Raw genomic sequence first — 19,372 nt, 5'->3', positions numbered from 1 at the left:
GGAATAAAGAATCTATATATGTCTTTTCTCTCCAACCTAAGGATAGGCCAGCGTCTGGGGGTGAGTTTCTTACTCATCTTAACGTTGCTATTCGTCATCTCCGGAGTTGCAATTGAGCGAATGAAAAGCTCTTCAGCTGCTTCAAAACAATTTATCGAACATGATGTTCAACGCGTCACCCTGTCATCCGAAATGAATATTGAGGCACAAGCTGCCGCACTGCGCTTATTACAGATCCTGTCTACCAGTGACTGGGATAAAAGAGTGCAACTGTATCGTGAAATGGACACCCACTTAGCGCAACTGGACAATATCATCAATCAGTTTGCCGAAGTAAAAACCACCGGACTGAACGAGAAATTTGACCAGCTGCTGGCTAGCAAGGCGGCTTACCGTAAGGCTTTCCTTGCCTCTGTAGAGCTTGTCGAAATCGAACCGGAACAAGCCGCTGGCCACTTCTCGGAACAAACGCAACCAGCACTAGCGGCATTCCTTAATGCCATCGAAGCATTAAGCATGCAGCAGCAGATGCTAATGATGGAAGAGCAGACCATTGTCGAGCAGGAAGGAGAGCAAGCACAACAATGGGTTATGGTACTTTCTGCTGCAGCCCTCATTCTTGGTATTATTTTGGCATTTGTTGTCAGCCGCAGTATCGTTAAACCAATTAGTGGTGTAGTCGAGGCTGTCCGTCGCCTTGCAAGTGGTGATCTTCGCCATCCGTCACTGCCACAGGGACGAGATGAAATTAGTGATATCACCCATGCCCTGACCGAGACATGCTCGAACCTGGATCAGCTCATTATGGCAATCCACCATTCATCTGACAGAGTCAGTACTGCAGCGGAAACCATTCAACACCCTGTTACCCAAATCCAAACAGGATCGAACACCCAGGAACTAGCTGTCGAGAGAATCAGCAATACTATCAATACATTTTCGGATGAAAGTGTTCAAGTCGCAGCAACTGCCGAAGAGGCTAAAAAGCAAGCGCAGCAAGGCCATGATCTTGCTTTGGATGGTCAACAGCGCATTAATCTAGTCACCGAGGAATTTGATAAAATTGCCTCTGCCATCAGCCACTCGGCTACATCTGTAGAAACATTGCAGGAAAGTGCCGCTTCCGTGCGCCAATTGGTAACCACCGTCAGAGAAATTGCCGAACAGACTAACCTTCTGGCACTGAACGCAGCCATCGAGGCGGCCCGGGCAGGTGATAGCGGACGAGGGTTTTCTGTTGTTGCCGACGAAGTACGAAACCTCGCCACACGAACAGGTACCGCCACCGTCGAAATCAACAACGTCATCGACAAGATCGACAGAGAAACCAATGAAGCGGTAACAAGTATGGTCGAAGGTCGTTCCGAAATGGAACGCGGTGTTTCGATGGTCACTGATATGGTTAAGCCGTTGAGTGAACTCAGTGCCGGATCGAAATTGTCTCTGAGCCAGCTTGAAGAATTGGAAGAAATCGCCGCCAAGCAGGCGAACGATAGTATTAATATCAAATCAGAAATTGAACGCATTGATGACATTGCCAGAAACAACAAGCACCTCGTCAATCGCCTTGCTCAAACAACGGAAACACTGAGTGACCAATCTTCAGATCTTATTAAACAAGTATCGAAATTCACTCACAGCCAGTAGCTACACCTTCTAACCCGAACTTCTACATATCAATACCTGCCCCACATTCCGTGGGGCGGCATCTTTCTAGTCAGTTCCCTTATTTCAGATACTTCACATGTGCTTCCATCTCCTCACCGATCTCCTTGCGCATATTCATTAACTTAATCGCGGAGTCACGCAGCATCTTATCTTCCTCGGTTTGAGGCACCCACTCAGGAACTTGTGTCGGTTTACCGTCTTCATCTACGGCAACCATGATCACAATACAATGAGTCGTTAACCTTCTTTCCAGTGTTTTAGGATCACTGGCCTGCACATCAATAGCAATATGCATAGAAGAGCTACCCGTATAGATAACCTTTGCACTTACCTCAACCAGGTTGCCAACATGAATCGGCGCCACGAAACGGATACCACCAGCATAAGCCGTAATACAGTATTTCGCACTCCACCCAGCCGAGCATGCGTAGGCCGCCAAATCAATCCATTTCATCACAGCCCCACCGTGAACCTTGCCGCCGAAATTCACATCTCCCGGCTCAGCAAGAAACCTCAACGTCACATCACGTTGTCCACCTTCCATATCCACTCTCCCTACAGCAACTTCACGGCTCATGCCTGATTGATCCTAGTATCACGATACACTAAGCGTTAAAAACACTTAACATAATCTAAACATTTATCAATCTCAGCCTTGTTGGGCAAGAACTTTCGAGCATCTTGTACCAGATAAGCTATGGAGCATAAAAAAAGCGCCCTGTGAGCGGGGCGCTTGATAAAATGGAAAGAGTTATTATTCGGTATAGTTTGAAGAGTGATCCAACTGACGTTGTAACTCCTCTATACGTTTGTGCAAGCCGTCTTTCTCGGCAATCAGTTTTGTTTGCTCTGTCGTCAGGGCTTCAAGTTTAGTCGCCACCTGCTCAGAGTCATTTTTTTGCAATTCCGACTCTTGCCTTACTTGTGCAAGTTCAAGCTCTAATTGCTTATTTGCTGTCTTCAACATAGAGTTATCCGACAGTTGTTGATCGTATCTCTCTGTATATTTTTCGCATTCAGCTTTGAGTGCCGATACCTGATCGTTACTTTTCTCAAGTTCTGATTTTAACTTTCGCTGAGTACGCTGCGCTGATAGTTTGGCTTTCCGGGCCTTTTCTGATTCAGATAGTTGTGATGCTAACGTCTCCTCTTTCTCTGACAACCTATGGGTTAATGAAGCATTCTCTCTTTTAAATTGCTTTTCCATTCGGGAGAATAACTTCTCCTGATTATCAACTTGTGTAGCCAATTTAAGCTCAGCCGTTGATTTACCACCCAGCAACACACGCCAATTATCAGCAGTTGCTCTGGACACATAATCCATGACATCAAAAGGAAAGACCAAATTGTTGTCCATTGCACTTACCGTTATTGACAGTTTGTCATCCACATTTTCAAGCAACTTGCTTGTTTGAATTGAGGCAATATCAATCGATTGTCTAGCCTGAGCTACCGCAACCGTTTCTAGCATTTTTCCTGACAACATAACCAACTGTATTGGAAAGTAAAAAGCATCTATTGACATATTAGGCAATAAAGAATGGTCACGATTGCTTTTCGAGTTACAGTCCATTCATTCTCTCCCTGAACTTTGTTTTAAACATCTAAAATTTATAGACTATAAACATGTACTACGCATATAAATTTTTGATGACGTTTCAGGAGGCAACCAGCCTACTTCATTATTACCTGCCATCATCAAGGCATCTTTTTAACGCAATAGCCCCTATAGCTACCGATATACATACCCCTCCTATGACCATTGATAATGCTTCCCAGAGAAAATACTCCATAACATGCTGCCCGATAGGAAGGTAATGTATAGCAAGAACTCCTGCCAAAGAAAAACCTAGCAAAGTAATAATCAATGAATTAACCACTAAACAAAGTAATATTTCATTATTATTCAAGCCAATTACAATAAATGATTTGAATTCAGATGCATTATTTACGACTTTATTTATGGATATACTCCACGTGAATAGTATAAATAGAAATATAACTAAAACCTGCCCAAATATATAGAGAGCATTGTTATATTCATAATATGCGGTTGAATCTGGCATATTATAACGTAGAACCAACAACAGCATAGAAAAAAAGCCGACAGTGATGACCAAGAGCAAAGACGACCGCCAGTGATAAATTAGACAATTTTTCATCAATCTTAGCTGCAGGGTTAAATTCCCCATGGAAGCGCCTCAGAGACCTTGCTCCGCTGAATAGAGGCCAACGGCACATGCTCTACAATATTGCCATCATGTAAGTGTATGATGCGATCGCAGCCCGAGGTCAACTCAGCATCGCATGTTGCGATTAGTACAGCGCTTCCTGTTTCTTTCCCTATTTGATTTATTGAATCAATCAAGCTCACAGCATCACTACTCTCTAGATCAGCGACTGGCTCATCCGCAATAACCGCAGCAGGGCGATTAATAAAGGCTCTGGCAACCACAACTCTTCGTTTCAGTTCCACAGGCAGTTGATCGGGCTTAAATCCTTCATACTTTTTCAGATTTAACTTCAATATCATGTCCGATACACGCGTACGGCGAACCTCATCAGGAACATGATTGAGAATCAATGGGAATTCAATGTTTTCGAACACAGTATAGGCTGCAACCAAACTAAATCCGGGATATATTAACCCTATTTTTTCACGACGAATATCGACAGAAAATTCAGGCGTTTTCGTAATTGCCTCACCATCTATAATCACTCGCCCTTTATAACTATTATCAAGCAGGCTGCAAATATTTAGCAACGAACTTTTTCCCGAGCCTGATGGGCCCAACAAAGCGACAGTCTCACCTCGGTTAATTATGCCGTGAACCCCTTTCAGGGCCTCATGAGCCTTCTGGCCTGATAACTGATAATTCTTTTGTATTCTCTGAAACTCAATCACAATCATTCCTCATAATAGAACTGAGTACAGAACACTAGTTTAACCTGCCCCCAGAAGGGGGCTCGGTTAAGTGCCAACCAACATTATTTTTATTCATTACAGAGTGATAGTAACAAGCTGCTTCGTTATTCCTGCAACTCTTCAGCTATATTCTTTAGGCCGTCTCCGTATATGCTGATAGATTACCAATTATATAGGTCTCGTAAACATCCATGCGATAAATGGTTATTGAGTAGGATAAAAGGAAGATACCACGATAAATGGTGACCATGGCGCATATATCATATTGTCATCATTTTGCTATTTCCCAGATTTACTCTGACAGCACTGAGAACCGCCAACCGCCAACCGCAAGCAGATGAAGCCACTAAAACGATATCAATATGAACGATACGGCATTCTTTGCAAACTTACCTACCCGACAACCTGTGATCATACCCTGTATGAATTCCCTTAGGAGGGGCGAAACTACATTTGCTTAAATAAGCCCTGGGCGTTTCGGCTCACCGCCAATTTCACATCGCCTGTCGACAAATGAACGTACATTTTGCCAGTAAAATCTCGCTTCACACGTTCTATTGCGTCTACCCGTACAATCGTCGCTCTGTGGATTTGCCAAAAAAGATCTGGATCAAGTTGTTTAATGAGTTCTTTGAGCGGAGTACGAATGAGATACTCGCCATACCGTGTATAAACACTGACATACTTATCTTCAGCTTGTAGATAGTTCACATCATCAACAGGAACCAGACAAATATCATCCCCTTTACTGGCTTTAATCCACCGTAGGTAACTGTTAGCCGGAGACTGAATTTTCGCAACCAGTCGCTCTATCGCTTCAACTGAATTTGGATCGGTACGGTTTTGCTCCGTCCGTACGGAAAACAAATAAGACCTGATTCGTTCACAAGTCTTTAGCAGACGTTTTTCGGTAATTGGTTTGAGCAAGTAGTCAAAAGCATGTTCATCAAAGGCTTGAATGGCGTACTCGTCGTAGGCCGTAATGAAAATGATCAAAGGAATTAGATCGGTCCCATTTAGAGCCTTGGCTACAGAAATACCATCAAGTCCCGGCATCCGAATATCTAAAAACACAACGTCCGGTCTTTTTTGCTTTATGGTCTCTAACGCTGACTTACCATCCGCTTCACTGGCGACAATATCAAGCTGGGGAAACGCCTCAGAAAGGGAACGATTTAAGTGGTGTCGCAGTAATGGTTCATCATCAGCAATGACAGCCGTGATCGTTTTCAAGTCGGTCATTATATGTATTCCCCCGGGATTAATTCGATTTTGGTTATTACTCCTCCCGTATCTGGTGACGTAACCGACAGAAAGGATTGATCCCCATACAAAGCAATCAACCGCTGGCGAATATTATCCAAACTCACTCCGTTTCCCTTATACAAGGATTTACCATCAAGCCCCACGCCGGTATCTTTAATTTCTACTCTTACTCTTCCATTTAGAGATGTCAGGTGAACCATAACCTCTCCCCCTTCCTTACAAGGTTCAATTCCATGGTACACCGCATTTTCAACCAGCGGCTGCAACATATGGGGCGGTATATTCCATCGTTTATTTACGTTTTCATCAACAGTAAGCTGATAAGTTAACCGTTCCCCGAGGCGTATTGATTGAATCCCCAAATACGCATCGAGTAGTTCGATTTCATCTTCCAGCATTATCGACTCTTGACGGCTTTTCTTTAAGCAGACCCTCAATAGATCCGTCAGGCGCTCAAGTAACATATTGGCTTTCTTTGCATCTGTATCGATCAAAACTTGCAGATTTGCTAACGTATTGAACAAAAAGTGAGGTTCGATTTGGCTTTGAAGAACTTGTAGCTGGCTGATAACAAGCGCCTTCTCATGTTCCACCTGAAGTAATTTGGCCTGCTTCAGCTCGGTCTCGTACCTCAGTGCCTTTTCGCGATTATGGAAGAAATAATAGATTAGGGTTGAAAAAAATAGAGCTGCACTTAGCAAGCTAAAAAGTTGCCAGAGATCACTTTCGTACGGCGTCCAGGCCGACCAGAGCATGGCATGAAATGTTCCGAAAATAACAGTACCACTCACCACTATAAAAAAGTGAGCATAAGACTGCCAAGACGGCCAATAATTTCTCAGAAGCAGACTGATTAAATTACAAACTCCGCCATAACCAAGCACAATGATTAATTGGCGACTAAACTCACCGCCTCGGGCAAGGTAAGTAACAAACGCGATACCAATACACAGTAATATACTGATATAGATATCACTTATAGGGTTATTAGGCCTCATAGCACTCTATAGTACATTTCAAACATAATTAGCTATTAAACAGTATGTACATCAGGTGGCGTATTGGTTAAAAACCGTTTTGCGACCTAGTAGACAATTATGTCAAAAGTCCCCAAGAAAATTGCATCCCTCTCCCCTGCTCTATCTCTTTAATATTCAAAGCCCAAATTGGTGGTGTTGCTCAGGAAGGCTGGTTGATATAATTCTCGTAATCTCATATCGAAACCGCAGATAATTCAGCATGTCAGAACATCACGCTTATTTTAACGACCTCATCCATTCTCGGCGCTCTGTCAGAAAGTATGACCAGCACTCTGAGTTTGATCATGATGCCGTCGCTCGGTCACTTGAATTAGCCACACTCTCCCCAAACAGCTCTAACATGCAGTTATGGGAATTCCACCGTGTGATCAGTGATAATGAGCGTCATCAACTGGCCAATATCTGCATGGGGCAAAACGCAGCCAAAACAGCAAATGAACTCGTTGCTTTTGTTATCACGCCCTACAAATGGAAATCTCGTGCAGAAATAAATGCGGCACAAATCCGCCACGCATTCGACGGGCGTGAAGACGCAACGGCCAAGCGGGCTTTAAAATATTATGAAAAGCTTATTCCCTTTGTCTATCGCAATGATCAATTTGGCTTGCTCGGTTTCATGAGAAAGATCCTTAGCTACTTCCTGGGGCTCAAGAAACCTATGGTACGAGAAGTCAGCAAAAGCGACCTGCGAGTCTGCCTCCACAAAAGCAGCTCTCTGGCAGCAATGACTTTCATGATGGCAATGCGGGCCGAAGGTTATGATACCTGCCCGATGGAAGGGTTTGATTCCAAGCGAGCCAAGAAACTTCTTGGTTTACCCAAAGAGGCTGAAATTACTATGATTGTCAGTTGCGGTAGACGGACAGAAGAAGGAATCTACAGCGAACGACATCGCGTTCCTAATCAAGATATCATTATAAGTCATTAATTAACCAATTAACCTTCTTCACCATACCTTATCAAACCCAATTGCGGTAAGGTGTGGAAACCACTACTCAAGAATAGATGATATGCCTTCACAGATTGAACAACTCATCAATGCAAAGAATGCCTGGATGGCTAGACACATAACCGAGGCAGAATTCCCAACGCCGTTAAGCAAGCAAGGGCTTGCTCTCTATCAACGGCAACAACAGTCTAGCCAACAGATATCATCTATTCCCGATACCCCAGAACCGGCGCTCACAATCTACCCCGTTGACTGTCACCCTCTGACAATTCGCTATGCGCTAGTATTATCCAGTAAATGGCAAAATGAGGCCGAAAAAGAAGCTGTTGTCGAATTTTTGACCCAGATGATGTTTGATGATGAATCACCTGCGCAACTGTTTGTCGGTTTCTATAAAGGCAAACCTGCGGCCTGCGGGATGCTTTACCACACTAATAATGGCTTATCGCTGGTATCAGATATATACGCACTGCCACTTGCCAATCAGCAAGCTTTAATTGAAGAAATGGAAAGCCGCATACTCGAGAAAGCCGGCTCTGATAATAACCGCACGCTAGTCATTAGCAGAAGCTCGCTATAGGTTACACGACACCTAAGATCAATATCTCCTTCATTCTTCAGGAGAATACCAGAAAGCGATATATTTCTTTTTGGTATTTTCCAGAGATTAACTGCTCTCTTCGTTGCTTTTTTAGCATGTTGTCCATCACATTCCTTCAATGAACTTTGACGCTCCATATTTCGCTTACCATAATGGATCATAGATGGTGCGAAATAGGTAAGAATATGAAAGGAATCATCTTTACTGAGTTTTTAGACATTATCGAAGAGAGTTTTGGGCTCGAGGTTTGTCAACAGATGCTTGATGAAGCCGCCGATACTGGAAGTTATACTGCCGTCGGTAGCTATGACCACCGGGCGCTTGTAAAACTCATTACTACATTAAGTAAGCTTACGGGCGTTAAAGCAGAGTCCCTCCAGGAAGTGTACGGCGAGGCCGTTTTCGTTCGCTTGCTGGAAACTCTGCCAGCGATGGCAGATCGCCAACAAGATACATTTAGTTTCATCAGAAAAGTCGAAGATCATATCCATACAGAAGTCAAAAAACTCTACCCGGATGCTACTCCGCCACAATTTGAATTTATATCAGAAACTGAAAGCCACATGGTCATGGACTATAAATCCGCACGATGCATGTCACATGTCTGTCTGGGACTTATCAAAGGCTGTGCAAAGCATTTTGACCAGACCGTCTACATCATGATGGAGCCACTGAATAAAAAAGAAAGTCACGTCCGGTTCAACCTTGAGTTAATTGTGGAGTGAACATGGATCACAGCCAGCATATTGCGTTACTGCATAAAAAGCTTCAACGCGAAAAGCTCGCTCGCAAGGAGGCAGAAAAACTACTGGAGGTTAAAAGTCATGAGCTTTACTCTGCCAAAAAGCTCATTGAACAGTCTGTTGAAAAACTAAAGGCGAAAGCTGAAGTTGATTCAGAGCTGCTAGCCTATCAGGCGAAAATGGAAACCATGCTTTTGGAGTATGGTCGCCTGTTCCTCATTCAGTCTCCCAGCAAAACCATTATTCAGGAACTGGCAGATAGTTTAGTCGATAGCCTCTCGGTAACTGCCTGCCATATTGAAGTTAATTGTGAACCCGATATAGGAATAAACGACAGCTTTATCTCAGGTCGACGTCAGGTGTGGCAGCCTCCCGCTTTATTAAAAAACACTAACACGTATTGGGATAGCACGGAGGGCATTCTATGGATATCAATGAGTACCCCCCCGGCAATTGATGGCTTTTTTGCCGTTCGAATTCGAGCAACAGGTATATGGCTGCAGACAATTAAAAAGCACATGGCTATATTTAGTGAAATGCTCCGCTCATCGATTGGTCGGCAGCTAAACTACGAAGAAGCTATTTCGGCTAGACAACGAGCTGAAGCCTCTGAACAAGCCACACGCGACTTTCTGGCGATGATTAATCATGAACTCAGAACGCCGCTGAATGGCGTCTTGGGCTCAGCAGAGCTGTTAGAAGATACCGAGCTCACTAAACACCAGCATAAGCTATTAAACACCTTGAACCATTCTGGTGAACTCTTGCGGGCTATCATTAACGACTTACTGGACTACAGCAAGATCAATGCTGGAATGCTGGAGCTATTAGAAAAACCCTTTAACTGCCATAACATGACAAAAAAGCTGGATGATATTTTCCAACTTCGCGCATCAGAAAAACAACTCCAACTATCGGTAACATGTAGCAGTTTAGTGCCAAGCCTACTCATTGGTGATGAGGACCGAATCAAACAGATCTGCGTTAACCTAATTGGTAATGCCATCAAGTTTACATCTCAGGGGCATGTCACAGCTCTCGTTGACTGGCAGGAAGGGCATTTAGTCTTTACTGTCACCGATACCGGCTGCGGTATTTCCCCAGAACAACAACATAAACTGTTTAAGCCCTTTAGTCAGGTCGATATTTCCAGCAAACGTACCCATGAAGGGACAGGGCTAGGACTTGCTATTTGCAAAAAACTTACCGTTCAAATGCAAGGCAAGATAACTGTCGATAGCCAAGCCGGAAAAGGTGCAACCTTTACCGTCGCCCTCCCCTTATCTATCCATCATTCAATAGAAGAACAGGCTCCCTCTGACTCACATGAGAACAGGCCACTCGATGAGCTTAAAGTACTGGTCGTTGAGGATCTCAAAACCAACCAGATGTTAATCAAGCTAATGTTAAGCAAACTCGGCCTTGTCCCGACTGTTGTTGATAATGGCCAACAAGCGCTCGACATTTTAAGCGACCATTCTTTTGATGTGATTTTGATGGATTGCAGAATGCCGATTATGGATGGGTACTGCGCAACCAAGAAGCTGCGCGAACATGGTTACCGGAAACCAATACTTGCTTTAACTGCCGGGACGACAACAGCCGAACGCCAAGAGTGCATTGATGCCGGCATGGACGATATCCTCTGCAAGCCTTACCAGTCCAAAGAACTAAAAGAAATGCTTGAAAGGTGGGGAGCGCACTAACTCCCCCCCCCTTTCGTCTATACATCAACGTGACACGGTCACCAAAGCGTTGGCTAAATAATCTAGCTGCTGTTCCTGCATACCGGCAACATTGATCCGCCCGTCACCAACAGCATATATTGCAAACTCATCGCGTAAGCGACCAACTTGCTCAGGGCTCAAGCCTGTTACTGAGAACATTCCCTTATGCTGTTCTATAAAGTCGAATTCATCTGAACCTTGTGCTCGTACCGCATTTGTCAGACCTGCGCGCAGGCTCAACAATCTACCCAGCATTTCATTCAGCTCTTGCTTCCAAGCTTGAGTTAGGGCTGGATCGCTCAGAATTGTCGCAACAAGTGCAGCACCATGATCCGGTGGCATGGTATATGTAGAACGTGCAAGATTCAAAATCCGTCCTTTGGCATTTTGGGCTACCTTCAGGCTATCGCTAATCACGATCGCGGCACCAGTGCGCTCCCGATATAAGCCAAAATTCTTAGAACAAGATGTAGCGATAATCATTTCTTCAATATTGTCTGCCATGTATTTTAAGCCAGCCGCATCTTGCTCCAAGCCATCACCAAATCCCAAGTAGGCAATATCGACAAAAGGCATAAAGCCATTCTTGTTGGCGAGTTCTGTAATCGCCTGCCAGTCAGAGAAGGTAATATCAGCGCCTGTCGGATTATGGCAGCATCCATGAAGCAATACCACGTCCTTAGGGCCGGCCTTTGCTAGCTCGGCCAGCATCGCCTGGCTGTCAACTAACTTCGTTGTTGGGTTAAAGTACGGGTAATAACGCACTTTAAGTCCTGCCGCCTCCATAACTGGCTTATGGTTGACGTAGCTAGGGTTGGAAATCCATACCGTTGTATCAGGTTGGGCAATACACATTAGGTCTGCCAACATTCTCAATGCTCCGCTGGCACCTGGTGTTTGGATAGCCGCTGCACGGGTATATGCTGATGTGTCTGCCAGCAACAGATCTATCATCGACTGGTTAAATACTTCATTCCCGGCAAGACCCACATAGCCCTTAGTCGTTTGCGTCTCCAATACATGCTGCTGAGCCTGCTGAACCGCCTGCATAATTGGCGTTTCACCTTGGCTATTCCGGTACACCCCAATACCTAAATCCATCTTGTTTTCACGCTCGTCTTCTCGATAAGCAATTGAAAGCGATAGAATAGGGTCAAGTTGTGCTTCAGTAAGCTGCTTAAACATCGGATAAATTCCATTTAGTGGCTGTTCATAGAATCAACCTATCACTTAGCTTACGAAAGGTCACTATGAAATCATTAAAAATATCAATGTTGTTCTATCCATTTTTTGGCAAAACTGTGACCCTTAGCGGGCTCTGTTTTTGATCTTAAATAACATTCAACTAACTTAGCTTGCAGTCAACGGAGCAGGACCTAAATTTATAAGTGTAACTTGCGTTTTTTATCGTAGGAACAATATGAAATTGGGTGGAGGTTGTTATGAAGAATAGTGTTGATGTGCGTACCCTGCTTAGTGTGTACGAAAAGATCAAAACTCAGGGGACAGCGACAGATACTGGCATCCAGCTTGATGGAGTCACCTGTACTGAGAACCCGGATGGGTATTATGTCAATCTATCTGATAGCAATGTCAGCCTTGATATTAACTTCCATAATACTTATCACTTCCATACCGCAAATGAAGATCCTGATACAGTCATTAACCAAACAACCACTGAGTTTCATAATAACAACGAGGCCCAAATCCAGGCATTCATTCATAAACTAGTGGAGTTAGACAAAAGGTATTAACCTTACACAAACCTCCCAATAATAAACAGCAGGCATGATTTTGAGAGTTCGTATAAACAACCCTCAGCATCAGCCTGTTCAACGCTCTGAATTCAAACCAAATATTTTCTTTATTTGACACTTTCCTGACAAAGCCAGCTAGCAAAATCAATAGGCTAGATTCGTTTCCAACAACAACAAATAAGCAATTACACGCCGTTCAGTTTGCATTCATACAGACTGAGATATGGTCGAAATATAAGATTACGGCCCGCTTAAACGGCATGTATTAATAACGTTTCTGTCTTACCAGGAAGAGAACCAAGATGCACACTCCACAACTCAGTACTAAAGAGATTGATAATGCGATTGCTGCCCTAGGTGAATGTTATAGGCGTCTAAACGCAGCCGAGATGACAGCCAAGGAATTGTCGCAAGACGGCTTCACTCTAATGTTCAAGTCAGCTTATGAGGATCTCTCGAAGCGCCATTAGGGAATAGGCATAGACAAAAAAGCTCAGGTCTTAGCCTGAGCTTTTAAATATGTATTGGAATTAGCAATCCCAATCGCGGTTTTGTAGTACCACGCGGTATCCATCCACATCTTCGAATGTTTTACCGACATTCTCCCAATAAGGGTTCGTCGAATCTACCACACTAAACCCAGCATCAATCATATTACGGCAGGCTCGTTCCCACACGCGGCTGCAGTCAATATAGAAAACTAGCAGGTGCTCTTGTGAGGGCGCTTTCCCGACGGTAGCGCCTTGTTGATGAATAAACTCCAAATGATAGGCATGTTGTTGGTGGCCTAGCACTACACCATCAAAGCCATCATGATCTTTAAACTGTTTAAGCATCTCAAAGCCGAGCGCCTTGCTATACATGACAGCAATTTGCTCTAAATTATCGGTAGGTCTGACAACACGGAGTGTCGCGTCTCTTGGTATCATGGCCGTATCATCCTTTGATTCTAATTTGTTTCTATCGCGTTATAGCCCGGTATTATTTTTTCTATATAAAATGAATCACCACGCTAACTAGCAATATCGTTATTTTTCACCCCTCAATACTCAAGAGGTTGAATATCCCTATACTGTTACAGCTATTGTCCATACCGTCAAGCCATTAGATATATTAATCAAACGCTAGAGCTCAGCTTTGCTGAACACCGCACATTTTTTGCCCTGGATCACACTAAGATGAAAAAAGAAAAAAGTGGCACTAGGCCACTTTTCAAACAACATTTATTGTTTCAACTCTCCCGTGGAAAGCAGTGACAAACTGTCTGGCGTAAACTTCTGGTAGCAGATCTGTGAACGTTCTGGTGGATAAATAAACTTGGTTACTTTAACCACGTATTTGGCAATAATGCTTCCGGTTAAATCTTTCTCATCATACCAAAAGGTATCAATATCTGTTTCCTTGCCGATATCCCACTTCATGTCTGTGCGTACGAAGCTATGACTACTGGGTATCTCTAGTAACTCTTTGTACATAGTGATGCTCCAACTTTCAATAATCCTGACAATATATTTCCACAACATTAAAAGGGATATAGTTAGTCCAGTCACAGTTCAAAAAACAACCAACATACCAATTCACTTTCATCGCTTTTCATAAAGCATGGTTAAACAAGTTCATTTACGGCACAACATCAACAAGCGATGGGGTTATCGATTTACAATAGATAAGCTCACGCTTCTTCGACTCTCCACGTAGCTCACAACGGCGCTTATCCCATAAAAAACCCTCTGGTATGTGTTTTTTATCGATAACTATAAATACATCTGACTTAGCATTTTTCATCAACTCTGTAATAGGTCCACTCACCGCTTTAGCCTGACCATTGGAATAGAACTGAGCAGAAAATGGCCTGTGATTTACATACAGCAACTCGCTCTGGCTCGTTTCGGCTTGTGAGGCCCATTGAGCCATCAGGTGTTTTTCAGCTTCTTTTCCTGTTAGGTTGAATTTGAGCAATAGAGCGACGATGACAATTAAAACAGGAGTAATCAGCCCCAGCTTAAACACGCGTTCAGATAAAGGCTGTTGATAGTGGTAGGCCGTGATAAGCAAAGCCATCGCTGGTAAACCGGGAAGTACGTAGCTCGGCAGAATATTGCCAGCAAACGTAAACAAAAGTAATGGCGATAACATCCAGCACCAGAGAAACCCTAGATAGCCTGACTCAGATTGAACCCCCTCTTGTCCGTTTCTGAAAAATCGCGAAACCTGATAGAACAATACCGGAGACCAAGGCAAAGCCGCCAATATCCAATACACCCAAATGGTGCCTCTTAGTTCTTTATGGGCCGAACCATAAAGGTCCCCCTCCCAGCCGCTAACAACAAATCGCTTTATATGCTCGCCGATGATGAAGTAATTCAGAAACCCCGGGGTTTTCCATTCTGCCAGCAAGTACCAAGGCAATGATATGAGTAAAAATAAAACCACTCCTCCCTTCCATGGCAGACAAGTGGGTATTTGCTGCCAGCGTTTATCCTGAGCTAGCCATAACACCAGACTAATTCCGACCAGTACTAACGTCAGCGGCCCTTTTGCCAGCATGCCAATGGCAAGACCGACAAAAAAGAGGTAGCCCCACCCTCTGGATTTTTTCTGCCACGCAAACCAAAAGCTCACCATGCTTAAAGTAATTGCCAAAGTAAGCGCCATATCCGTCATGACTGCGCCCGCAATAACACTAAATGCAGTTGTGGTTGCCAAAATAGCAACAGCCAGCCAGGCCGTATTGCGATTACCTTTTTCTCTGGCAGCAAGTAGCCATACCAGGCATAACACCATACAGCCAACGATGAGGTGTGGGACTCGAGCAGCGAATTCGGATACTCCCAAGAACTCAAATCCCGTCGCACTTAGCCATGTAAACAGAGGTGGTTTACCCCAAAATGGAACATCATAGTCAAACATCGGCGTGATCCAGTTACCGGTCTCGAACATAATTCGAGCCATCTCGCCATAACGCGCCTCTGTTGTATCCATTAATGGATAAATACCAAGAGTTAACAACCGAACAGCCATTGCGAACACAGCTAATGCAATTGCAAATTGAGTGAGTGAAAGTTTCTTTAGTGACTGAATCATGCTTCTACTTCTTTATTCATTTTTACTGCTTCTCGTACGTTGTTATCCATAACAACAAATAAAGGTCGCTGCTTTGCTTCAATAAATAGTCGCCCGACATACTCTCCCATCAAGCCGATGGAAAGCAGTTGGATTCCACCGAGAAGCAAGACAACCATGATTGTTGACGGATAGCCTGCCACCGCGTCTCCCCAAATCATGGTTTTGGTAAAAACAACAGCTGCCATTGCAATTGCTGCCACCGAGGTAATCAAGCCAGCACCGGTTGCTAATCGCAACGGACGAGTACTGAACGAGGTGATCCCTTCGAATGCCAGGTGGACAAGCTTGGTGTAATTCCACTTGGTTTCACCCGCGAGCCTGGGGTCTCTGTCGAACATCATGGTTGTACGTTGAAAACCAGGCCAGGCGAATAAGCCTTTCATAAAGCGGGTTCTCTCCGGCAGCTTATTGATCTCGTCAACAACACGCCGGTCAATCAATCTAAAATCCCCTACATTTTCAGGTATAGGCATTTCTGTTAGTTGATTGATGAGTTTGTAAAACATTGATGCAGTGAAACGCTTGAACCAACTCTCGCCATAACGCTGCTTTCGTTTCATATCGACGACGTCAAATCCTTTTTGCCATTGCTCGACCATTGCGGGAATTAATTCAGGAGGATCTTGTAGATCAGCATCGATCAAAATAACCGCCTTCCCTGATGCTGATTGCAAGCCTGCCGTCATGGCCGCTTCTTTGCCGAAATTACGGCTGAGCCTAACCGTTCTCACCCAATGGTTAGAGCTAGTCATCTGACAGGTCATCTCCCAGCTTCTATCCGAGCTACCATCATCGACGTAAATGATTTCGCATTTTTTTCCTAAGTGGTCCAATGCATGACAGAGGCGCTCATGGCAATCTTCAATAACGGCTTCTTCGTTATACATAGGTACGATCACCGAAACAAAGAGCTCCCCATCTCGGTTATGGCGCTGCTCTCGGTGCTGAGAAAGCAAAGTAATAGATGACATAATTAACCTCAGTTCGTGACCTGTCTGTTAATATGTATTTTATTGTTTACTATGTCGTAAAAAGGTCATCGACATTTTTTTCACGTTTATCTATGCCATCATATGCTGCTGTTTCTTACCTACGGACAACCTTCATGAAGTTACTATTAGTTGAAGATCATCAAGACATTGCCGGGATCATTTTTGACTTTTTTGAAATCAAGGGATACACACTGGATTACGCCAGTAATGGCCGGCAGGGATATGATTTGGGATGCGAGAATCACTACGATCTAATTATTCTTGATGTCATGCTTCCTCGCATGGATGGCTATACGGTATGCAAAAAGTTGAGAGAACATGGGGTCGATACCCCAATTCTAATGCTTACAGCTCGAGATACGCGGGAAGATACCCTGGAAGGTTTTTCTCAGGGAGCTGATGACTACTTGGTCAAACCGTTTGATCTTGAAATCCTTGAAGCCCGTATCAAGGCCTTGACTCGCCGTAGAACAGGTGAAACAGCAACCACGACACTGACTTTCGGCCAGCTTGAATTAGATCTTGGCAGTCATACTGTTCACCGGAGCAACTGCAGCTTTTCTCTAAACCCAACGCTGTTCACCATTTTAAAGCTGCTCATGGTGCGGGCTCCAAAATTGGTTACCAAGGAGGAAATCATTTCAACCCTATGGGGAGATGACGAGCCTGAAGGAAATGTATTAAGAAGTCATATCTACCAACTCAGAAATCAGATAGACAAGCCTTTTAAACATAGCTATATCAAAACAGTACCCAAAGTTGGCTACCAGCTGATTCCAGAGGAAAACCAGTGATTGCAAACAAACAGGTTAAAAGTGCAAAGCAGCTGACCTTCACCTACTTTTCGATTGTTGCCTTTGCCATCATCAGCATCCACTTCGTCTTACTTGAGACAACTCTTGAAGACTTCGAGCTAATTAATGCCAATAACAGGTTGCAGCATGCAAAAGAAGTGGCCAAGGAAGTACTCAGCGAGAACGATGCCCAAACAATCTCGATTCCTCCCTTCAGCCATGCCTATATTGGGAGAGAGCTCCTGCCATCTCACCTCATCATTCCAGACTCCCTGCCCGACGACGAAGCCGTTGAACTCAAAAGAGTCAGCTCGGATGATACCGAGTACTTTATCATGCGCAGTAACTTGATGATTAGAGGTAAACAGCTGAGTGTTTATTTCCTGTATTACGATGACATCTACGAATTGAGCGAAGAGCAAATATTCTGGAACCAGGCCAAACAGCTATCCATCACCTTTGTCTTAATCTTAATTAGCCTATTTGTCATTTTAAGTATTTCCCGAAGGCTGACCGCCCCTTTGTCAGAGCTAACCAATGACCTAGAGGCCCGTTCTGCCACAGATTTATCTCCTATTCAGCCACCCAAAGGTGTGGTTTCAAAGGAACTTTTGCAGCTTGTCACCAGCTTCAACCTCTACTCCGAACGGATCCACCAGCTTCTTGAGCGAGAGCGGTCTTTCAATCGCTATGCCAGTCATGAGCTACGTACTCCTTTAATGGTCATGAAGGGTTCAATCTCTCTGCTTGGGCAATCTACCGATCCTGCTTTTATTGAAAAGCAGCGTGTACGCCTACTCCATGCTAGTAATGAGATGAACGACTTCGTCACTACCTTGCTCTCTCTAACCCGTGAAGAAAGCCTGACTAACCTTAGTCCGCGAGCCTTAGGCCATGATGAACTCAGCAGCATTGCCACCGAACATGAGCACTTGTTGGCAAACAAACCCGTTAAATGGCGTGTGACCATGAATGGTGAGACGACTGTCAAAGCGCCTGAAACCACAATGAAAATACTCATTGGCAACCTCATTAAAAATGCTTTTGCCTGCACAGAAGAAGGGACCGTTACGCTAGAGACCTCCCCTTATAGCATCAAGGTGATTGACAGCGGGATCGGGTTAGGGAGCAAACCTCGTGGCGTCGAAGGCTTTGGCCTTGGTTTGCTTATTGCCGGCGACATTTGCCGTAAATACGGCTGGCAACTGAACCATTACAATAACGACTCGCAAGGCTGTATTGCAGAAATCATCCTAACGCCGGGCGATACACCCAGCGATTCGCAAGGCTAAAATTGGCAACCATACCTAAAAAAATACCGGGGATCATCGCAACCAGTGGCCAGAAATAAAGCCCGTTATCACCCACCAGTTGCGTGATCCATGCATCATCTACCCACCTGATCAGCACCCAGTAGCATCCCCAGTTTGGAATAAAACCTACACATGCCGTTAAGAGAGACTTAAACCATTGTCGAAGTGGTGCACTTTTATCGGCACCTTTAAAAGTAAACTGACGATTGCACCACCAGGTAAACGATGCCGCGGCCCAAAATGCTGCCGCCCTTGCCGGTATTACCGGCAGCACTGCAGACAGTAATGTCATTGTCGATACATCCACAACAAAGCCAAGCCCACCTGACACCGCAAATTTTAGTATTTTTGTATCCATTGAATCTCATACACATCTATAACCTTGTCTGACATACAAAGGCTAGACTTATTCAAGTCAAAAAAAGGTAAAACTGACTCATTGATTCATTCCCATATAACAACGCCACCAA

The 19,372-nt window shown here is 44.2% G+C and carries 21 protein-coding genes and 1 pseudogene; 10 read left to right on the top strand and 12 right to left on the bottom strand.

Annotation, left to right across the window (positions count from 1 at the left end):
- The first annotated feature begins 18 nt into the window (after positions 1-18).
- Positions 19-1,647, top strand: a complete 1,629-nt coding sequence (locus L4D19_RS06805; RefSeq protein ID WP_428451800.1) for a methyl-accepting chemotaxis protein — start codon at positions 19-21, stop codon at positions 1,645-1,647.
- A 79-nt stretch (positions 1,648-1,726) separates the two neighbouring features.
- Here the strand turns inward: L4D19_RS06805 and L4D19_RS06800 are convergent, their stop codons facing one another.
- The 4 genes from L4D19_RS06800 to L4D19_RS06785 all read right to left on the bottom strand — a co-directional run bounded on the left by L4D19_RS06800 (position 1,727) and on the right by L4D19_RS06785 (position 4,573).
- Positions 1,727-2,212, bottom strand: coding sequence for an acyl-CoA thioesterase (locus L4D19_RS06800; protein ID WP_428451983.1), 486 nt, complete (start codon positions 2,210-2,212; stop codon positions 1,727-1,729).
- A 210-nt stretch (positions 2,213-2,422) separates the two neighbouring features.
- Entirely contained in the window at positions 2,423-3,241 is an 819-nt protein-coding gene (locus tag L4D19_RS06795; RefSeq protein WP_428451799.1) for a hypothetical protein, read from the bottom strand.
- Between the two features lie 112 nt (positions 3,242-3,353).
- Entirely contained in the window at positions 3,354-3,860 is a 507-nt protein-coding gene (locus tag L4D19_RS06790; protein ID WP_428451798.1) for a hypothetical protein, read from the bottom strand.
- Positions 3,848-4,573, bottom strand: coding sequence for an ABC transporter ATP-binding protein (locus L4D19_RS06785; protein ID WP_428451797.1), 726 nt, complete (start codon positions 4,571-4,573; stop codon positions 3,848-3,850). The genes L4D19_RS06790 and L4D19_RS06785 overlap by 13 nt, the downstream gene beginning before the upstream one ends.
- A 358-nt stretch (positions 4,574-4,931) precedes the next feature.
- Here L4D19_RS06785 and L4D19_RS06780 point away from each other — a divergent pair.
- Positions 4,932-5,024 (top strand): annotated as a pseudogene (locus tag L4D19_RS06780) (lipase family protein); the annotation flags it as partial.
- Positions 5,025-5,041: 17 nt separating this feature from the next.
- Here L4D19_RS06780 and L4D19_RS06775 read toward each other — a convergent pair.
- Together L4D19_RS06775 and L4D19_RS06770 are read right to left on the bottom strand one after the other, a co-directional pair.
- On the bottom strand, positions 5,042-5,836 hold the full coding sequence (locus L4D19_RS06775; protein ID WP_428451796.1) for a LytR/AlgR family response regulator transcription factor: 795 nt from the start codon (positions 5,834-5,836) through the stop codon (positions 5,042-5,044).
- The gene (locus tag L4D19_RS06770) at positions 5,836-6,858 is read right to left on the bottom strand and encodes a sensor histidine kinase (protein WP_428451795.1); all 1,023 of its coding nucleotides are present in this window, start codon (positions 6,856-6,858) and stop codon (positions 5,836-5,838) included. Before L4D19_RS06770 ends, L4D19_RS06775 begins: the two co-directional genes overlap by 1 nt.
- A gap of 241 nt (positions 6,859-7,099) precedes the next feature.
- On the opposite strand from L4D19_RS06770, the gene L4D19_RS06765 reads away from it, so the two are divergent.
- The 4 genes from L4D19_RS06765 (at position 7,100) to L4D19_RS06750 (ending at position 10,899) form a co-directional block, all read left to right on the top strand.
- Positions 7,100-7,828, top strand: a complete 729-nt coding sequence (locus tag L4D19_RS06765) for a nitroreductase family protein (protein WP_428451794.1) — start codon at positions 7,100-7,102, stop codon at positions 7,826-7,828.
- A gap of 127 nt (positions 7,829-7,955) precedes the next feature.
- The gene (locus L4D19_RS06760) at positions 7,956-8,429 is read left to right on the top strand and encodes a hypothetical protein (protein ID WP_428451793.1); all 474 of its coding nucleotides are present in this window, start codon (positions 7,956-7,958) and stop codon (positions 8,427-8,429) included.
- 206 nt (positions 8,430-8,635) lie between these two features.
- A complete protein-coding gene (locus tag L4D19_RS06755) occupies positions 8,636-9,175 on the top strand; it encodes a heme NO-binding domain-containing protein (protein ID WP_160650797.1) in 540 nt (179 codons plus the stop codon).
- A gap of 2 nt (positions 9,176-9,177) precedes the next feature.
- Positions 9,178-10,899 carry an ATP-binding protein gene (locus L4D19_RS06750; protein ID WP_428451792.1) on the top strand — a complete coding sequence of 574 codons (1,722 nt, stop codon included), beginning with the start codon at positions 9,178-9,180 and terminating at the stop codon, positions 10,897-10,899.
- 24 nt (positions 10,900-10,923) lie between these two features.
- On the opposite strand, the gene L4D19_RS06745 is transcribed toward L4D19_RS06750, so the two are convergent.
- Entirely contained in the window at positions 10,924-12,105 is a 1,182-nt protein-coding gene (locus tag L4D19_RS06745) for an amino acid aminotransferase (protein WP_428451791.1), read from the bottom strand.
- A gap of 257 nt (positions 12,106-12,362) precedes the next feature.
- Between L4D19_RS06745 and L4D19_RS06740 the strand changes: the two genes are divergently transcribed.
- Together L4D19_RS06740 and L4D19_RS06735 are read left to right on the top strand one after the other, a co-directional pair.
- Entirely contained in the window at positions 12,363-12,674 is a 312-nt protein-coding gene (locus L4D19_RS06740; protein WP_428451790.1) for a DUF3081 family protein, read from the top strand.
- A 305-nt stretch (positions 12,675-12,979) separates the two neighbouring features.
- Positions 12,980-13,147, top strand: a complete 168-nt coding sequence (locus L4D19_RS06735; RefSeq protein ID WP_175577486.1) for a hypothetical protein — start codon at positions 12,980-12,982, stop codon at positions 13,145-13,147.
- 60 nt (positions 13,148-13,207) lie between these two features.
- Here L4D19_RS06735 and L4D19_RS06730 read toward each other — a convergent pair whose 3' ends face one another.
- The 4 genes from L4D19_RS06730 to L4D19_RS06715 all read right to left on the bottom strand — a co-directional run bounded on the left by L4D19_RS06730 (position 13,208) and on the right by L4D19_RS06715 (position 16,774).
- Positions 13,208-13,606 carry a VOC family protein gene (locus tag L4D19_RS06730; protein WP_428451789.1) on the bottom strand — a complete coding sequence of 133 codons (399 nt, stop codon included), beginning with the start codon at positions 13,604-13,606 and terminating at the stop codon, positions 13,208-13,210.
- Positions 13,607-13,900: 294 nt separating this feature from the next.
- Positions 13,901-14,152, bottom strand: coding sequence for a hypothetical protein (locus tag L4D19_RS06725; RefSeq protein ID WP_428451788.1), 252 nt, complete (start codon positions 14,150-14,152; stop codon positions 13,901-13,903).
- 145 nt (positions 14,153-14,297) lie between these two features.
- Positions 14,298-15,761, bottom strand: a complete 1,464-nt coding sequence (locus L4D19_RS06720; protein ID WP_428451787.1) for an ArnT family glycosyltransferase — start codon at positions 15,759-15,761, stop codon at positions 14,298-14,300.
- Positions 15,758-16,774, bottom strand: a complete 1,017-nt coding sequence (locus L4D19_RS06715) for a glycosyltransferase family 2 protein (protein WP_428451786.1) — start codon at positions 16,772-16,774, stop codon at positions 15,758-15,760. The genes L4D19_RS06720 and L4D19_RS06715 overlap by 4 nt, the downstream gene beginning before the upstream one ends.
- Before the next feature lie 134 nt (positions 16,775-16,908).
- On the opposite strand from L4D19_RS06715, the gene L4D19_RS06710 reads away from it, so the two are divergent.
- Positions 16,909-17,589, top strand: a complete 681-nt coding sequence (locus L4D19_RS06710; RefSeq protein ID WP_160650813.1) for a response regulator transcription factor — start codon at positions 16,909-16,911, stop codon at positions 17,587-17,589.
- Complete coding sequence (locus L4D19_RS06705; RefSeq protein WP_428451785.1) at positions 17,586-18,881, top strand: histidine kinase dimerization/phospho-acceptor domain-containing protein; 1,296 nt, start codon at positions 17,586-17,588, stop codon at positions 18,879-18,881. Before L4D19_RS06710 ends, L4D19_RS06705 begins: the two co-directional genes overlap by 4 nt.
- On the opposite strand, the gene L4D19_RS06700 is transcribed toward L4D19_RS06705, so the two are convergent.
- Complete coding sequence (locus L4D19_RS06700) at positions 18,838-19,260, bottom strand: GtrA family protein (protein WP_428451784.1); 423 nt, start codon at positions 19,258-19,260, stop codon at positions 18,838-18,840. The two genes, L4D19_RS06705 and L4D19_RS06700, sit on opposite strands and share 44 nt — an antisense overlap.
- Between the last annotated feature and the right edge of the window lie 112 nt (positions 19,261-19,372).

The organism is Photobacterium kasasachensis (genome assembly GCF_050336885.1).
GTDB classification, from domain to species: domain Bacteria; phylum Pseudomonadota; class Gammaproteobacteria; order Enterobacterales; family Vibrionaceae; genus Photobacterium; species Photobacterium kasasachensis.
This window is presented reverse-complemented; position numbering and strand designations above follow the sequence as displayed.

What these genes read in the sequence shown, in the direction of transcription:
- L4D19_RS06805 (WP_428451800.1), top strand. Translation starts at nt 19, where the DNA reads ATGTCTTTTCTCTCCAACCTAAGGATAGGCCAGCGTCTGGGGGTGAGT.
- L4D19_RS06800 (WP_428451983.1), bottom strand. Translation starts at nt 2,212, where the DNA reads ATGGAAGGTGGACAACGTGATGTGACGTTGAGGTTTCTTGCTGAGCCG.
- L4D19_RS06795 (WP_428451799.1), bottom strand. Translation starts at nt 3,241, where the DNA reads ATGGACTGTAACTCGAAAAGCAATCGTGACCATTCTTTATTGCCTAAT.
- L4D19_RS06790 (WP_428451798.1), bottom strand. Translation starts at nt 3,860, where the DNA reads ATGGGGAATTTAACCCTGCAGCTAAGATTGATGAAAAATTGTCTAATT.
- L4D19_RS06775 (WP_428451796.1), bottom strand. Translation starts at nt 5,836, where the DNA reads ATGACCGACTTGAAAACGATCACGGCTGTCATTGCTGATGATGAACCA.
- L4D19_RS06770 (WP_428451795.1), bottom strand. Translation starts at nt 6,858, where the DNA reads ATGAGGCCTAATAACCCTATAAGTGATATCTATATCAGTATATTACTG.
- L4D19_RS06765 (WP_428451794.1), top strand. Translation starts at nt 7,100, where the DNA reads ATGTCAGAACATCACGCTTATTTTAACGACCTCATCCATTCTCGGCGC.
- L4D19_RS06760 (WP_428451793.1), top strand. Translation starts at nt 7,956, where the DNA reads ATGGCTAGACACATAACCGAGGCAGAATTCCCAACGCCGTTAAGCAAG.
- L4D19_RS06755 (WP_160650797.1), top strand. Translation starts at nt 8,636, where the DNA reads ATGAAAGGAATCATCTTTACTGAGTTTTTAGACATTATCGAAGAGAGT.
- L4D19_RS06750 (WP_428451792.1), top strand. Translation starts at nt 9,178, where the DNA reads ATGGATCACAGCCAGCATATTGCGTTACTGCATAAAAAGCTTCAACGC.
- L4D19_RS06745 (WP_428451791.1), bottom strand. Translation starts at nt 12,105, where the DNA reads ATGTTTAAGCAGCTTACTGAAGCACAACTTGACCCTATTCTATCGCTT.
- L4D19_RS06740 (WP_428451790.1), top strand. Translation starts at nt 12,363, where the DNA reads ATGAAGAATAGTGTTGATGTGCGTACCCTGCTTAGTGTGTACGAAAAG.
- L4D19_RS06735 (WP_175577486.1), top strand. Translation starts at nt 12,980, where the DNA reads ATGCACACTCCACAACTCAGTACTAAAGAGATTGATAATGCGATTGCT.
- L4D19_RS06730 (WP_428451789.1), bottom strand. Translation starts at nt 13,606, where the DNA reads ATGATACCAAGAGACGCGACACTCCGTGTTGTCAGACCTACCGATAAT.
- L4D19_RS06725 (WP_428451788.1), bottom strand. Translation starts at nt 14,152, where the DNA reads ATGTACAAAGAGTTACTAGAGATACCCAGTAGTCATAGCTTCGTACGC.
- L4D19_RS06720 (WP_428451787.1), bottom strand. Translation starts at nt 15,761, where the DNA reads ATGATTCAGTCACTAAAGAAACTTTCACTCACTCAATTTGCAATTGCA.
- L4D19_RS06715 (WP_428451786.1), bottom strand. Translation starts at nt 16,774, where the DNA reads ATGTCATCTATTACTTTGCTTTCTCAGCACCGAGAGCAGCGCCATAAC.
- L4D19_RS06710 (WP_160650813.1), top strand. Translation starts at nt 16,909, where the DNA reads ATGAAGTTACTATTAGTTGAAGATCATCAAGACATTGCCGGGATCATT.
- L4D19_RS06700 (WP_428451784.1), bottom strand. Translation starts at nt 19,260, where the DNA reads ATGGATACAAAAATACTAAAATTTGCGGTGTCAGGTGGGCTTGGCTTT.